We start from the raw sequence: 14,914 nt of genomic DNA, 5'->3' as shown, positions 1-14,914 counted from the left end.
CGCCGGGGGCTTTAGTGTTGCAGGATCTTGGCGAGGAAGTGCTGCGCACGTTCGGAACGTGCGCTCACGTCACCGAAGAACTCTTCCTTGGGGCAGTCTTCGACGATCTGACCCTTGTCCATGAAGATCACCCGGTTGGCGACCTTGCGGGCAAAACCCATCTCGTGGGTGACGCACATCATGGTCATGCCTTCGTGGGCCAGTTGCACCATCACGTCGAGTACCTCGTTGACCATTTCCGGGTCCAGCGCCGAAGTGGGTTCGTCGAACAGCATGACAATGGGGTCCATGGCCAGGGCGCGGGCAATCGCCACCCGTTGCTGCTGGCCACCGGACAACTGCCCCGGGTGCTTGTGCGCATGGGCTGAAAGGCCCACGCGTTCAAGCAGCTTCAGGCCCTTGGCGGTGGCTTCTTCCTTGCTGCGGCCCAGCACTTTGATCTGCGCGATGGTCAGGTTCTCGGTGATGGTCAGGTGTGGGAACAGCTCGAAATGCTGGAACACCATGCCCACCCGCGAGCGCAGCTTGGGCAGGTTGGTCTTGGGGTCGGCAATCGAGGTGCCGTCGACGTTGATGTCGCCCTTCTGGAACGGCTCCAGTGCGTTCACGCACTTGATCAGCGTGGACTTGCCCGAACCCGACGGGCCGCACACCACCACCACTTCCCCTTTCTTGACCTCGGTGCTGCAATCGGTCAGCACCTGGAAGTCCCCGTACCACTTGTTGACGTTCTTGATGGAAATCATACGGCTAACCTTTTATGCAGACGCTTGACCAGCAGCGAGGCGGAGAAGCTGATGACGAAGTAGACGAGCCCGGCGAAGATCAGGAACTCGTTGGACTGGCCGATGATGTCGCCGTTGGCCCGTGCCGCGTTGAGGAAGTCCACCAGGCCCACGGTGTACACCAGCGAGGTGTCCTGGAACAGGATGATGCTTTGCTGCAGCAGCAGCGGGGTCATCTTGCGAAATGCCTGGGGCAGGATGATCAGGCGCATCATCTGGCCGTAGGTCATGCCCAGCGCCTGCGCCGCGCCCATCTGGCCCTTGGAAATGGACTGTACGCCGGCGCGCACGATCTCGCAGAAGTACGCAGCCTCGAACATCATGAAGGCCACGACGCAGGAGGTGAACGCGCCCACGGGCGTGTCCTGGCCTGTGATCCAGCGCAGTACGAAAGGCACCGCCAGGTAGAACCAGGTGATCACCAGCAGCAACGGGATGGAGCGGAAGTAGTTGACGTACGCCCCGGCCAGTCGCGACAGCAGTTTGCTCGACGACAGGCGCATCAGCGCCAGCAGGGTGCCCAGCACAATACCGCCGATCACGCCCATGACCATCAGTTGCAGGGTCATCAGCATGCCGTTCCACAGGCCCGGCAGGGCAGGGATGATTCCACTGAAGTCCATTATTTACCTCCCACGGAAATCAGCCCGGGCACCGCGACTTTCTTCTCGATCAGGCGCATCAGCAGCATCAGGCTCATGTTCAGGGTGAAGTAGATCAGCGTGGCCAGGGTGAAGGCCTCGAACAGGTTGGCCGAGAACTCGGCGGTCTGCTTGGTTTGCGCCAGCAATTCCATCAGGCCGATCAGCGAGGCCACCGAGGAGTTCTTGAATACGTTGAGAAATTCCGACGTGAGCGGCGGAATAATGATGCGGTACGCCTGGGGCAGCAGCACGTTCCAGTAGATCTGTGGCAGCTTGAAGCCCATGGCCCGGGCCGCCGATTCCTGGCCCTTGGGCAGCGCCTGGATACCGGTGCGCACCTGCTCACAGACACGGGCGGCAGTGAACAGGCCCAGGCACACCACTACGCTCAGGAACGCCGAGGTGGTGGGGTTGAGGTCCTGCTTGAACCAGTCCTGGAAGCCCTGGGGCATCAGGTCCGGTACCACGAAATACCAGATGAACAGCTGCACCAGCAAAGGCACGTTGCGGAAGATTTCGACGTAGGTGGTGCCAACGGCCGATACCCAGCGGTTGGGCACGGTTCGCATCACACCGAGCACGGAGCCCAGCAGCAAGGCAATGATCCAGGCGACAACGGCAATGCCGATGGTCCAGCCCAGGCCGGTAAGGTACCAGTCCAGGTAGATCTCGTTGCCGATACCGGTGGACTTGAAGAACACGCCCCAGTCCCAGTTGTAATTCATCAGGGTCTCCCCTTGGATTGGTGATTCACGGGCACCTGCAACCAGCCACCGGTGTTTTCACACCAGTGGATAGTTGAAGGGTAGACGTTGCGGGCGGATCAGTCCTTGGCGGGCTGGTCGGTGGGGTTGGCGATGAGCGCCTTGAGCTCGTCGCTCATCGGGAACATCAGGTTCAGGCCTTTTGGCGGGATAGGCTGGGTAAACCATTTGTTGTAGATGTCATTGATCTCGCCGGACTTGTACACGGCGACGATGGCGTCATCCACAGCCTTCTTGAACGCCGGGTCGTCCTTGCGCACCATGCAACCGTAGATCTCGTGGGATTGTGCGGTGCCGGTCACGGCCCAGTCATCGGGCTTTTTGGACTTGGCCATTTCGCCGGCCAGCAGCGCATCGTCCATCATGAAGGCCACGGCGCGGCCCGATTCCAGCATCTGGAAGGACTCGCCATGGTCCTTGGCGGAAATGACGTTCATGCCCATCTGCTTGTCGGCGTTCATGGCCTTGAGCAGGCGCTCGGAGGTAGTGCCGGCGGTGGTCACCACGTTCTTGCCTTTCAGGTCGGCGAAGTCTTTGTAGGGCGAGTCTTTCTTGGACAGCAGGCGGGTGCCGATCTCGAAAATGCCCACCGAAAAGTCCACCTGTTGCTGGCGCTCGGCGTTGTTGGTGGTGGAACCGCACTCGATGTCGACGGTGCCGTTCTGTACCAGCGGGATGCGCGTTTGCGAGGTGACCAGGTTGTACTTGACGTTCAGGTTGGGCATGTCGAGGTCTTTCTTGAGGGCTTCGACGATTTTCAACTGGATGTCATGGGAATAGCCGACCGGTTTGCCCGAAGCGTCAGCGATGTAGGAGAACGGGATGGAGGAGTCGCGGTGGCCCAGAGTGATGGTGCCCGAATCCTTGATCTTCTTCAGGGTACCGGTCAGCTCGGCGCCCATGGCGGGGCTGCTGATCAGTGCTGCAGCAATGGCTGCACCCAACAGGGTGTGAATGATGCGCATCTATGTCTCCTCGACCTTTGTTTTTTTTATGGAGCCGTCTTGGGGCTCATTCGTTCAGCAGTCTGTGCTGCGGATTCGCTGGAGAGTGTAGAGCATGAGTCGTGCCAGGCTGCGCTGTTTAGCCTAAAGTCTTGATCGGCAAGGGGATTAATCTTTGATGAAGGGGATATGGCGGGAATGATGGGTCGGGTGGCCGAATGCTAGCATTGCAGGCATTCGGAAACCCGATCATGGGCACAGGCTTTTGTGGGAGCAGCTCTGCCCGCGAAGAGAACACTGCGTATCAACGGGGCGACAGCGACGGTCTCTTCGCGGGCAGAGCCCGCTCCCACGAGGTCAGGCGGCTTGGGTGTGTAGGGTCTTGAGCAAGTAATCCGCCAGCTTCTGCTGCTCAGCCGCGCTGGTGAACAGCCCCAGTTTGGTACGGCGCCACAGGATATCGGCGACGTCCACGGCCCATTCCTCACGGCGGAGATAATCCACCTCCCGGCTGTACAGGTTGGCGCCGATCAGTTCGCCCAGGTCGCTCAGCCCCTGGGCATTGTCCAGCAGCGCCCAGCTACGGTTGCCATAGGTGATGGCCCAGCGGCGGGCCAGCTCGGTGGGTAGCCAGGCGTGTTTGGCCACCAGTGCCTGGGCCAGCGCCTGCGGGGTGGTCATCTGTTCGCCGCCCGGCAACGGCGCGGTGGCGGTCCAACTGCCCTTCATGTGCTTGAAGAACGGCGCCAACTGCGCCATGGCCGATTCGGCCAGCTTGCGGTAGGTGGTCAGCTTACCGCCGAACACCGACAGCAGCGGCGGTTCATCGGCGCCGCCCGACAGCGACAGGGTGTAGTCGCGGGTCACGGCCGAAGGGTTGTCGGATTCGTCGTTGCACAGCGGGCGCACACCGGAATAGGTGCGCACGATGTCGTCGCGCTGCACCTGCTTCTTGAAGTGCGCATTGACTACTTTCAACAGGTAATCGGTCTCGGCCTCGGTAATGCTGACCTTGGCCGGGTCGCCGGTGTACTCGCGGTCGGTGGTGCCAATGATGGTGAAGCGTTCCAGGTATGGAATGGTGAAGACAATGCGCTGGTCTTCGTTCTGCAGAATGTGCGCCTGTTCGCCCTCGTACAGCTTGGGCACGATCAGGTGGCTGCCCTGGATAAGGCGGATACCGTAGGGCGAATCCAGCTTCAGGTCATCGCGAATGAATTTCGCTACCCAGGGGCCTGCCGCATTGACCAGCGCCTTGGCGTGAATGGAGAACAGGCTGCCGTCGGCGCGTTCCAGGTGAACGTGCCACAGGCCCTTGATGCGCCGCGCGTTCAGGCAGCGCGTGCGGGTATGCAGGTGCGCACCGTGCTCGCGGGCGGCCATGGCGTTGAGTACCACCAGGCGGGCATCGTCAACCCAGCAGTCGGAGTATTCGAAACCGCGGGCTATTTCGCTCTTCAGTGCACTGTCTGCGCCGAATTTCAGCGTGCGCGAGGCTGCAAGCTTCTCGCGCTTGCCCAGGTGGTCGTACAGGAACAGGCCAGCGCGGATCATCCATGCCGGGCGCAGATGAGGGCGGTGAGGCAGCACGAAGCGCATGGGCTTGACGATGTGCGGTGCCTTGGCCAGCAATACTTCGCGTTCTGCCAGTGCTTCGCGCACCAAGCGGAATTCATAATGTTCCAGATAGCGCAGGCCGCCATGGATCAGTTTGCTGCTGGCCGAGGACGTATGGCTGGCCAGGTCATCCTTTTCGCAAAGGAACACCGAAAGCCCGCGACCTGCCGCGTCCGCTGCGATGCCAACACCATTGATGCCGCCGCCAATCACGGCTACATCATAGACTTCGGCCAAGGGAGGGGTGGGCAAGGTGGAGTGGGGCATGACGGCCTCCTGCTGTTATTTGAAGTTGAAATCGAACATTAATGTTCATTTCCGAAAATATTAGCGCAAGAGGAGGGTGCAGGCCAGTCGTTATCGATTGAAAATACTGATCGAATGGTGGCGAAATGAAAATAAGCGAACATGTAGCGGCTGCCGCCAGGCTGCCGTGGCCCTTGCGTGCACTGGAAATATTCCGTGAGCCAGGGCGCCAGCGCAGGCGGCTACAGCGGGACGGGTTATACGACTTCCAGGCGCACCTTGTGCTGATTCAGCAACTGCAACAGCGCCGGCACGGGTACCTTGTCGGTCACCAGGCAGTCGATCAGGGTGATCGAACCCAGGCGTACCATGGCGTTGCGGCCGAACTTGCTCGAGTCTGCCGCCAGGATCACCTGCCGCGCATTGGCGATGATCGCCTGGGATACGCGCACTTCCTGGTAGTCGAAGTCCAGCAGGCTGCCGTCTTCATCAATACCGCTGATGCCCACCAGGGCAAAGTCCACCTTGAACTGGTTGATGAAGTCGACGCTGGCCTGGCCTACTACGCCGCCGTCACGGCGCACGTTGCCGCCGGCCAGCTGCACTTCGAAATCATCCTTGGCGCTGAGGATCGAGGCCACGTGCAGGTTGTTGGTGATGATCTTCAGGTGGTTGTGATTGAGCAACGCGCGGGCGATGGATTCGGTGGTGGTGCCGATGTTGATGAACAGCGACGCGTGGTCGGGGATCTGCGCGGCGATCGCTTCGGCGATGCGCTGCTTCTCATCGCGCATCTGGTCGGCGCGCATGGCGTAGGCGGTGTTTTCGATACTGGAGTCGTAGGCCGCGCCGCCATGGTAGCGTCGCAGCAAATTGAGTTCGGCCAGCTGATTGATGTCGCGGCGAATGGTCTGCGGGGTAACGATGAACAGCTGGGCCATCTCTTCGATACTGACGTAGCCGCGTTCACGCACCAGTTCGAGGATTTGTTGTTGGCGTGGAGGCAGGTTCATTGGGCTTCCTTCGGCTGCCGGAGCAAATTCGCCCATCATGCCGCAGGAAGGCCCCGGGTGCTAGCACCCGGGGAGATGCAGCTGCAAGTTACACGCTACACGCTAAGGCAGATGAGCGGGGGCTTGCAGCTTGCAGCTTGCAGGTTGCAGTTTACAGCTGCTCCTCGTGAGGTTCCCAGTCGCGTGTGCGCTCAACCGCCTTGCGCCAGCCGGCGTACAGTTTTTCCTTGGCGGCTTCGTCCAGCTGTGGCTCGAACTCGCGCTCGATCACGGCCTTGCCGCGCAGCTCGTCCAGGCTGCCCCAGAAACCGACCGCCAGGCCTGCCAGGTAGGCGGCGCCCAGGGCGGTGGTTTCGCGCATTTGCGGACGTTCCACCTGGGTGCCGAGGATGTCGGCCTGGAACTGCATCAGGAAGTTGTTGGCCACCGCGCCGCCATCCACGCGCAGGGACTTGAGGCGTTCGCCGGCGTCCTGCTGCATGGCGTCGAGCACGTCGCGGGTCTGATAGGCAATGGACTCCAGCGCGGCGCGGATGATGTGGTCCACCTTGACCCCGCGGGTCAGGCCGAACAGTGCGCCACGGGCATAGGGGTCCCAGTAGGGGGCGCCCAGGCCCGTGAAGGCCGGCACCAGGTACACGCCGTTGCTGTCCTTGACCTTGTTGGCGAAGTATTCGGTGTCGTAGGCGTCGTTGACGATCTTCAGCTCGTCACGCAGCCACTGCACCGTGGAGCCGCCGTTGAATACTGCGCCTTCCAGGGCGTAGGCCACTTCGCCGCGCGGGCCGCAGGCGATGGTGGTGAGCATGCCGTGCTGGGAAGTCACGGCCTTGTCGCCGGTGTTCATCAGCAGGAAGCAACCGGTGCCGTAGGTGTTCTTGGCCTGGCCGGGCTCCACGCACATCTGGCCGAACAGCGCGGCTTGCTGGTCGCCAGCGATACCGGCGATGGCGATGCCGCTTTTGGTTCGGCCGTAGACTTCGGAGGAGCCTTTCACCTCCGGCAGCATCTGGCGCGGAATGTTCAGCACGTCCAGCATCTTGTCATCCCATTGCAGGGTATGGATGTTGAACAGCATGGTGCGCGAGGCGTTGGTGTAGTCAGTGACGTGCACCTTGCCGCCGCTGAATTTCCAGATCAGCCAGGTATCCACGGTGCCGAACAGCAGCTCGCCGTTGCGCGCGCGGTCGCGCGCGCCTTCGACGTTGTCCAGGATCCACTTGAGCTTGGTGCCCGAGAAGTACGGGTCGGTGACCAGGCCGGTGGTTTCGTGGATGTACTCGGCGTGGCCGTCGCGCTTGAGCTGCTCGCAGATCTCGGTGCTGCGGCGGCATTGCCAGACAATGGCGTTGTAGATCGGTGCGCCGGTGTTCTTGTCCCACACCACGGTGGTTTCACGCTGGTTGGTGATACCGATGGCGGCCACCTGATCGTGGTGCAGGCCGGCCTTGGCCAGGGCCTGCACCATCACTGCGCTCTGGGTGGCGAAGATGTCCATGGGATCGTGTTCCACCCAACCCGGCTGCGGGTAGTGCTGGGTGAATTCGCTTTGCGAGGAGCAGACAACGTTTGCGTCGCGGTCAAAAATGATGGCGCGCGAGCTGGTGGTGCCCTGGTCCAGGGCGATGATGTAGTTCTTGTTCTGAAGGTCTGTCATGGCGGTGGCCTTTCAAGAAAAATAAAAGTCGGGAGTACGGCTCAAGGCTGTGGTCAAGGTCAGGAAGGCGCTGGTCTAGGACGCCTGTACCTTGCTCGCGTTGTTGTCGCTGGCAGCTTCCAGGGCGGGGGCGGCGGCCGGCAGGTGGCGGGCCAGCAGGCCGCGATAAACGGCCGCGCCCACGCAGGCGCCCAGAATCGGCGCGAAGATAGGCACAAGGAAGTACGGGATGTCACGCCCACCGGTAAAGGCAATTTCGCCCCAGCCGGCAAAGTAGGTCATCAGCTTTGGCCCGAAATCGCGCGCAGGGTTCATCGCAAACCCGGTCAGCGGGCCCATGGAACTGCCGATCACGGCAATCAGCAGGCCGATCAGCAGCGGCGCCAACGGGCCGCGCGGCAGGCCGTTCTGGTCGTCGCCCAGGGCCATGATCACGCCCATCAGAATGGCAGTGATCACCATTTCAACCAGGAAGGCCTGGGCGGTGGACAGGGATGGGTGCGGGTAGGTGGAGAACACCGAGGCCAGTTCCAGGCTCTCCTGGCTGCCGCGGATCATGTGGTGGGCTTGTTCGTAATCGAAGAACAGGTTGCTGTACAGCGTGTACACCAGCGCCGCGCCGCAGAAGGCACCGGCCACCTGGGCGAGGATGTAGAACGGCAGTTTGCGTTTTTCAAAGCCGGCGAACACGCACAGGGCGATGCTCACGGCCGGGCTCAGATGGGCACCGGAAACCCCGGCGGTCAGGTAGATCGCCATGCTGACGCCCACCCCCCAGATGATGCTGATTTCCCACAGCCCGAAGCTGGCGCCCGCTACCTTGAGCGCCGCCACACAGCCGGTGCCAAAGAAGATCAGGAGGGCGGTTCCGAGGAATTCGGCCATGCACTGGCCGGACAACGCAGGTTGTTGCTGAGCAGTCGTCATCATTGACACCTTTTTTGTTGTTGTACGGCGCCGTTCGGGCGCTCGAGTAAAGCACCCGCCGGTAAAACCCCATACCGGTGGGTGTATTGCGTTCGCAAACTGGTCTAGGGTTTGCGATATTCAGAAACGAAAAAATATAGACAAGAAACGATTATGTCAAAGGTCGAAAATGAACTGTCATTCAGAAACTGACTGGTGGCGCGCAGGCAGTGCTGGCGACACCGATCCGCAGGGGTGCAAACAAGGCGGACCAGGATGCCGCTGACGATGCACGCTCGAAAAAAATGCAGGATCGACCTGTGGCCGGGAAGCGCCGCGTGGGCGGCGCGCGATCTAAAGAGCACAGACCAATCATCGGCATACGCTTGGTAACCACACTGCGGTACAGGGCCAGCGCAGCCTTCGGCAGCGGCTGCACGTTGGTGGTAGAGTTGGTGCAGTTATTTGCCGCCCCGCCACAGGAGTGAACATGACCCCGGCGTTGGATTTGTTGAAGAAGGCACGGGCCGAACACCGTGTGCACAGTTACGAACACGACCCCAAGGCACTCTCCTACGGCCTGGAGGCTGCGCAAAAGCTGGGGTTGGACCCGGCGCAGGTGTTCAAGACGCTGCTGGCCAGCAGCGAGAAGGGGGAATTGCTGGTGGCGGTCGTGCCGGTGGCCGGCACCCTCGACCTCAAGGGCCTGGCCCATGCGGCGGGGGTGAAGAAGTGCGAAATGGCCGACCCGGTTGCTGCGCAGCGGTCCACCGGCTACCTGCTGGGCGGGATCAGCCCGCTGGGGCAGAAGAAGCGCCTGCGTACCTTTATCGACCAGTCAGCCCAGCCTCTGCCGACCCTGCACGTGAGTGCCGGGCGGCGAGGGCTGGAAGTGGAGTTGGCGCCAGCGGTGCTGGCCGAGCACACCTGCGGCACCTTCGCCGATATCGGCCGCCCCTGAGGTCAGGCGGCGGCGAACAGCACCAGGTGCTCGGTGTGCACGCGGATGCCGATGTGCTGGTCGGGCTCGCACGCAAGGTGGCTGGGCAGTAGCGCTTCCACCTGGCGGCCGCTGCCCAGTTGCAGTTGGTACAAGGTAGCCGCGCCCTGGAAGCGTTTGCCGGTGACCCGTGCCTGCAATGGACTGTCGGGCGCGTGGACAATGTTGTCCGGACGCAACAGTACATCCACGACGCTGCCCTGGGGCCAGGGGTAGCTGTGGCTGCCGCGCAGCTCACCCAGTTCAGTGAGCACCGAGCGGGCATCGTTCAAGGTGCCGCGCACAAAGTAGCCCTGGCCGATGAAGCTGGCGACGAAGGCGGTGTGTGGCTGATGGTAGAGGTTGTAGGGCGTGTCCCATTGCTCCAGCCGACCTTGCTGGAATACACCCACCTTGTCGCTGACCGAAAAGGCTTCTTCCTGATCGTGGGTAACCAGGATGGCGCTGGTACCGCGGCTTTTCAGAATCTCGCGCACTTCCTGGCTCAAGCGTCGGCGCAGTTCCACGTCAAGGTTGGAAAAGGGCTCGTCCAGCAACAGCAATTGCGGTTGTGGCGCCAGCGCGCGAGCCAGGGCCACGCGTTGCTGTTGGCCTCCGGACAGTTCGTGCGGGTAGCGGGCGCCCAGGCCGGTGAGGTTGACCAGGGCCAGCATTTCCCCGACCACCTGTGCCTGCTGCGGATGCTGGCGAATGCCGAACGCGACATTCTCGGCCACCGTCAGGTGCGGGAACAGCGCGTAGTCCTGGAACACCATGCCGATGCGACGTTTCTCCGGTGCCAGGGTATGGCCGGGGCGGGAGATAATTTCTCCCGCCAGGCGAATCTCGCCTTCGTGCACGCCTTCGAAACCGGCAATGGCCCGCAAGGTGGTGGTTTTGCCGCACCCCGAGGCGCCCAGCAGGCAACCGATTTCGCCAGCGTGCAGTTGCAGGTCCAGGTCGCGTACCACCGCCTGGCCCTGGTAACCGCAGGCCAGATGGTTCAACGTCAGCAGGGGCGCCAGGCTCATGCCGGGCGGTAGGCCGGTGCCACCAGGAACTCCAGCAGCGCCTTTTGCGCATGCAGGCGGTTCTCGGCCTGGTCCCAGGCCACGGCACGCGGGTCGTCCAACAGGTCCATGCTGATTTCCTCGCCACGGTGGGCAGGCAGGCAGTGCATGAACAGCACGTCGTCGGCCGCCAAGTCCAGCAATGCGCGGTTGACCTGGTAGGGTGTGAACAGCTTCAGGCGGCGCGCGGTTTCTTCTTCCTGGCCCATGGAGGTCCATACGTCGGTGCTCACCAGGTGAGCGCCGGCCACGGCTTCTTTCGGGTCACGCACCACGGTCACGCGGTCACCGGCCTGGGCCAGGAAGCGCGGGTTGGGTTCAAAGCCCTCGGGGCAGGCCACGCGCAGCTGGAAGTCGAACTGGATAGCCGCTTCTATATAGCTGTTGCACATGTTGTTGCCGTCGCCGATCCAGGCCACGGTCTTGCCCTGGATGTTGCCGCGGTGCTCAAGGAAGGTTTGCATGTCGGCCAGCAACTGGCAGGGGTGCAGGTCATCGGACAGGCCGTTGATGACGGGCACGCGCGAGTTGGCGGCAAATTCGGTCAGTGTGCTGTGGGCGTAGGTACGGATCATCACCGCATCGAGCATGCTCGACATCACGATGGCGCAGTCGCCGATCGGCTCGCCGCGGCCCAGTTGGGTGTCGCGCGGCGACAGGAAGATTGCCTGGCCGCCCAGCTGGATCATGCCGGCCTCGAAAGACAGGCGGGTACGGGTCGAGGATTTCTCGAAAATCATGCCCAGTACCCGGTTCTTCAGCGGCTCGAACAGTACGCCGCGGTTACGCAGGTCCTTGAGCTCGGTGCCTCGACGGATGACGCTGAGAAGCTCTTCGGGCGTGCAATCCATCAGGGAGAGAAAGTGCCTTGCGCTCATCATTGACTACCTTTTTGCAACGTACCGCAGCGCTCATGACCGGCTTTCGAAAAAAACGAGTGAGGCCTGCGGCGAAAGCCGCACACGGCGACGAAATTAGGGAAAGGCGCGATCTTATAATTAAATGTCGCGTATTACCAATATGTGTTTCATATTCCGATCACGGGAGTGTTTCAGTGAATGTCTCGCGCGGGTCGGCTCAGGGCCGTTCATCCGAACCCTGTCCTGCTTTGTACACCGACGTCGCTTGGCTTGGCAATCAAGGCGGGAATTGTCTAGCGTTAAGCTTGTCTCAGGTTGTTGCCGTCAGACGCGATGCGGGTGGTGGCCATCCCGGCCTTTACGTACACTGCAACACTTGGGTACTAGACTGTATCGTGCAAGATACGCGGAGAGGGTGAATGGATTCCAGAGAACAACAATTGCTTGAGCTGTTGGGCCTCACGGCGCGAACGCTCACGCACCTGACGGCGTCGATGACCTCGATGTCGTTCGAGTTGCTGCGCAGCGAAGATGAGGTGACCGCCTCGGCCGCCAGGCGCATGATCGACCGCATGGCCACCATCAGTGGCGGCCTGGACGAGCACTGGAAGCTGATCGGCGAGCTGACAGGTGTGCCCATTGCCCAGGAAGAGGTGGAAACCGTGCTGGAAATCCAGTTGCAGGCCGCGCCCTCCGTCATCCCCCTGGCCTGAGCACTATCGCCGGCCCTGATGGCCGCTGATTCAGGGCACCATGCCAGCTGGTGCAGTCGGCACTATCGTTCCATAGTCATCTTTCGATGCCCGGACGAGACAGGCCATGACCAAGACGCAGCACCACCGCGCGTGCCACCTGTGCGAGGCCATTTGTGGCCTGACTATCGAGACCCAGGCCGACGAGAAGGGGCACGTGGGTATCATTTCGATCAAGGGTGACCCCCTGGACACCTTCAGTCGCGGCCACATTTGCCCCAAGGCAGTGGCCCTGCAAGACATCCAGAACGACCCCGACCGCCTGCGCCAGCCCATGCTGCGCAGCGGCAGCGAATGGCACCCGATCAGTTGGCAGGAAGCCTTCGATACCGTGGCCGCGCGGCTGTGGGATATCCAGCAGCGTCATGGCCAGGATGCGGTGGCGATCTACCAGGGCAACCCCAGCGTGCACAATTACGGGCTGATGACCCATGGCGGTTATTTCCTGGGCCTGCTCAAGACCCGCAATCGCTACTCGGCCACCTCGGTGGACCAGTTGCCCCATCACCTTTCCAGTTTCCTGATGTACGGGCATGGGCTATTGCTGCCGATCCCCGACATCGATCACACCGACTTCATGCTCATCCTGGGCGGCAACCCGCTGGCGTCCAACGGCAGCATCATGACCGTGCCGGACGTTGAAAAGCGGCTGAAGGCCATCCAGCGGCGCGGCGGCCGCGTGGTAGTGGTCGACCCGCGCCGCACCGAGACCGCGGCCATGGCCGACCAGCACCTGTTCATTCGTCCCGGCGGCGACGCCGCGCTGCTGCTGGGCATGCTCAATACGCTGTTCAGCGAAGGCCTGGGCCGCGCCACCCACCTGCCGGTGGATGGCCTGGAGCAAGTGCGGGCGGCCATCGCCGGGTTTACTGCCCAGGCCATGAGCGCGCGCTGCGGCGTGCCGGCAGCGGATATCCGCCAGCTGGCGCGTGATTTGGCTGCGGCCGACAAGGCGGTGTGCTACGGGCGTATGGGTGTCTCCACCCAGGCATTCGGCACGCTGTGCCATTGGCTGGTGCAGTTGATCAACCTGGTGACCGGCAACCTCGACCGCGTGGGCGGCGCCTTGTGCACCACGCCTGCGGTGGACCTGGTGGCCAGCACGGGCGGCGGCCATTTCAATGCCTGGCAAAGCCGCGTGTCCGGCTTGCCGGAGTATGGCGGTGAGCTGCCGGTGTCGGCGCTGGCCGAGGAAATGCTCACCGAAGGCCAGGGCCAGGTGCGTGCGCTGATCACCGTGGCCGGCAACCCGGTGCTGTCCACCCCTAATGGCCGACAGTTGGAGCAGGCGCTCGATGGCCTGGAGTTCATGCTCAGCATCGACCTGTACATCAACGAAACCACCCGTTATGCCGACCTGATTCTGCCGTCCACCTCGGCGCTGGAAAACGACCACTACGACACCACCTTCAATCTGTTCGCGGTGCGCAATGTCAGCCGGTTCAACCGCGCTATCCTGCCCAAGCCCGAGGGCGCGCTGCACGACTGGGAGATTTTCGTCGGCCTGGCCCAGGCGTTTGCCGCCCGATCCGGCAAGGAGCTGAAAGCCACGGTGCCGCCGGCCCATATCATCGAGCGCGGCTTGCGCGCGGGCCCCTGGGGCGATAAGAATGCGGTGGGGCTGTCACTCGCCACCTTGGCCGAGCACCCCCACGGCATCGATCTGGGCCCTTTGCAGCCCAACCTGGCGTCGCGGCTGAAAACCCCTGGCCAGCGCATTCAGGCGGCGCCTGCGGTGCTGCTGGACGACCTGCAACGCTTTGCCGCGCAGCCGCCGGCGGAGGCGGGCGAGTTGCTGATGGTGGGGCGCCGCCACGTGCGCAGCAACAATTCATGGATGCATAACTACCATCGGTTGGTGAAGGGCAAGCCCCGCCACCAATTGCTGATGCACCCTGACGACCTCGCGGGTCGCGGGCTGGAGGACGGCCAGCGGGTGCGCGTCACTTCCAGGGTGGGCAGTATCGAGGTGGAGGTGCTGGGCAGTGTCGAGATGATGCCGGGGGTGGTCAGCCTGCCCCATGGCTTCGGCCACGCCCGCCATGGTGTGCACCTGGAAATTGCCCGCGCGCAACCGGGTGCCAGCGCCAATGACCTGACCGATGAGCGTGTGCTGGACTGCGTGTCGGGCAATGCGGCGCTCAATGGTGTGCCCGTCCAAGTGGCTGCTACCGTGTAGCCGCTGCCGCCAGGCTGCGCTGGCCCTCTGGAGATGGCCGAGCGTGCCGCTCGGGTTTCCGTTACAATGCGTCACCGTGTCGACCTATGAGTCGGAAAGCTAAGCCGAGGTGCTCCATGGATATCATCGAAACGATTAAAGAGCAGATTGCAAAAAACACCATTCTGCTTTACATGAAAGGTTCGCCGAACGCCCCGCAGTGCGGCTTCTCGTCGAAAGCGTCGCAGTGCGTGATGCAGTGCGGTGAAAAATTTGCGTATGTGGATATCCTGCAGAACCCGGAAATCCGCGCCAACCTGCCAAAATACGCCAACTGGCCGACTTTCCCGCAACTGTGGGTGGGCGGTGAACTGGTCGGCGGCAGCGACATCATCAGCGAGATGTTCGAGCAGGGTGAACTGCAGACGCTGATCAAGGCCGCAGCTGAAAAAGCCAAGGCCGGCGAAAACGCCTGATTGCCCTGAGCTTCAACAAAAAGCCCCGCTGTCGCGAGACAGC

General features: G+C 62.2%; 14 protein-coding genes. 4 read left to right on the top strand and 10 right to left on the bottom strand.

Going from position 1 to position 14,914, the window contains the following annotated elements:
• Window positions 1–11 precede the first annotated feature (11 nt).
• The 8 genes from PMM47T1_RS20180 to PMM47T1_RS20145 form a co-directional block, all read right to left on the bottom strand.
• The gene (locus PMM47T1_RS20180; protein ID WP_008372397.1) at window positions 12–746 is read right to left on the bottom strand and encodes an amino acid ABC transporter ATP-binding protein; all 735 of its coding nucleotides are present in this window, start codon (window positions 744–746) and stop codon (window positions 12–14) included.
• Window positions 743–1,411, bottom strand: coding sequence for an ABC transporter permease subunit (locus PMM47T1_RS20175; protein WP_177323397.1), 669 nt, complete (start codon window positions 1,409–1,411; stop codon window positions 743–745). The genes PMM47T1_RS20180 and PMM47T1_RS20175 overlap by 4 nt, the downstream gene beginning before the upstream one ends.
• Window positions 1,408–2,154 (bottom strand): amino acid ABC transporter permease, encoded by a 747-nt coding sequence (locus PMM47T1_RS20170; protein ID WP_008372393.1) that lies wholly within the window; start codon window positions 2,152–2,154, stop codon window positions 1,408–1,410. Before PMM47T1_RS20170 ends, PMM47T1_RS20175 begins: the two co-directional genes overlap by 4 nt.
• A 98-nt stretch (window positions 2,155–2,252) precedes the next feature.
• The gene (locus PMM47T1_RS20165) at window positions 2,253–3,158 is read right to left on the bottom strand and encodes a glutamate/aspartate ABC transporter substrate-binding protein (protein ID WP_008372392.1); all 906 of its coding nucleotides are present in this window, start codon (window positions 3,156–3,158) and stop codon (window positions 2,253–2,255) included.
• A gap of 336 nt (window positions 3,159–3,494) precedes the next feature.
• Window positions 3,495–5,021 (bottom strand): glycerol-3-phosphate dehydrogenase, encoded by a 1,527-nt coding sequence (gene glpD / locus PMM47T1_RS20160; protein WP_008372389.1) that lies wholly within the window; start codon window positions 5,019–5,021, stop codon window positions 3,495–3,497.
• 236 nt (window positions 5,022–5,257) lie between these two features.
• A complete protein-coding gene (locus PMM47T1_RS20155; RefSeq protein ID WP_008372388.1) occupies window positions 5,258–6,013 on the bottom strand; it encodes a DeoR/GlpR family transcriptional regulator in 756 nt (251 codons plus the stop codon).
• Window positions 6,014–6,164: 151 nt separating this feature from the next.
• A complete protein-coding gene (gene glpK, locus PMM47T1_RS20150) occupies window positions 6,165–7,670 on the bottom strand; it encodes a glycerol kinase GlpK (protein WP_008372386.1) in 1,506 nt (501 codons plus the stop codon).
• 75 nt (window positions 7,671–7,745) lie between these two features.
• Window positions 7,746–8,597 (bottom strand): MIP/aquaporin family protein, encoded by an 852-nt coding sequence (locus tag PMM47T1_RS20145; RefSeq protein WP_008372384.1) that lies wholly within the window; start codon window positions 8,595–8,597, stop codon window positions 7,746–7,748.
• A gap of 469 nt (window positions 8,598–9,066) precedes the next feature.
• On the opposite strand from PMM47T1_RS20145, the gene ybaK reads away from it, so the two are divergent.
• Window positions 9,067–9,537, top strand: a complete 471-nt coding sequence (gene ybaK, locus PMM47T1_RS20135; RefSeq protein WP_008372381.1) for a Cys-tRNA(Pro) deacylase — start codon at window positions 9,067–9,069, stop codon at window positions 9,535–9,537.
• Window positions 9,538–9,539: 2 nt separating this feature from the next.
• Here the strand turns inward: ybaK and PMM47T1_RS20130 are convergent, their stop codons facing one another.
• Together PMM47T1_RS20130 and argF are read right to left on the bottom strand one after the other, a co-directional pair.
• Window positions 9,540–10,586, bottom strand: coding sequence for an ABC transporter ATP-binding protein (locus PMM47T1_RS20130; protein WP_008372379.1), 1,047 nt, complete (start codon window positions 10,584–10,586; stop codon window positions 9,540–9,542).
• Complete coding sequence (argF, locus tag PMM47T1_RS20125; RefSeq protein ID WP_008372377.1) at window positions 10,583–11,503, bottom strand: ornithine carbamoyltransferase; 921 nt, start codon at window positions 11,501–11,503, stop codon at window positions 10,583–10,585. The genes PMM47T1_RS20130 and argF overlap by 4 nt, the downstream gene beginning before the upstream one ends.
• A 401-nt stretch (window positions 11,504–11,904) precedes the next feature.
• Here argF and PMM47T1_RS20120 point away from each other — a divergent pair, with 401 nt between their 5' ends.
• The 3 genes from PMM47T1_RS20120 to grxD all read left to right on the top strand — a co-directional run bounded on the left by PMM47T1_RS20120 (window position 11,905) and on the right by grxD (window position 14,871).
• The gene (locus PMM47T1_RS20120; protein ID WP_008372375.1) at window positions 11,905–12,198 is read left to right on the top strand and encodes a hypothetical protein; all 294 of its coding nucleotides are present in this window, start codon (window positions 11,905–11,907) and stop codon (window positions 12,196–12,198) included.
• Between the two features lie 106 nt (window positions 12,199–12,304).
• Window positions 12,305–14,416 carry a molybdopterin oxidoreductase family protein gene (locus PMM47T1_RS20115; protein ID WP_008372372.1) on the top strand — a complete coding sequence of 704 codons (2,112 nt, stop codon included), beginning with the start codon at window positions 12,305–12,307 and terminating at the stop codon, window positions 14,414–14,416.
• Window positions 14,417–14,532: 116 nt separating this feature from the next.
• On the top strand, window positions 14,533–14,871 hold the full coding sequence (gene grxD / locus PMM47T1_RS20110) for a Grx4 family monothiol glutaredoxin (protein ID WP_008372370.1): 339 nt from the start codon (window positions 14,533–14,535) through the stop codon (window positions 14,869–14,871).
• The last annotated feature ends 43 nt before the right edge of the window (window positions 14,872–14,914 follow it).

It is taken from the genome of Pseudomonas sp. M47T1, from assembly GCF_000263855.1.
Classification (GTDB): Bacteria; Pseudomonadota; Gammaproteobacteria; order Pseudomonadales; family Pseudomonadaceae; genus Aquipseudomonas.
This window is presented reverse-complemented; position numbering and strand designations above follow the sequence as displayed.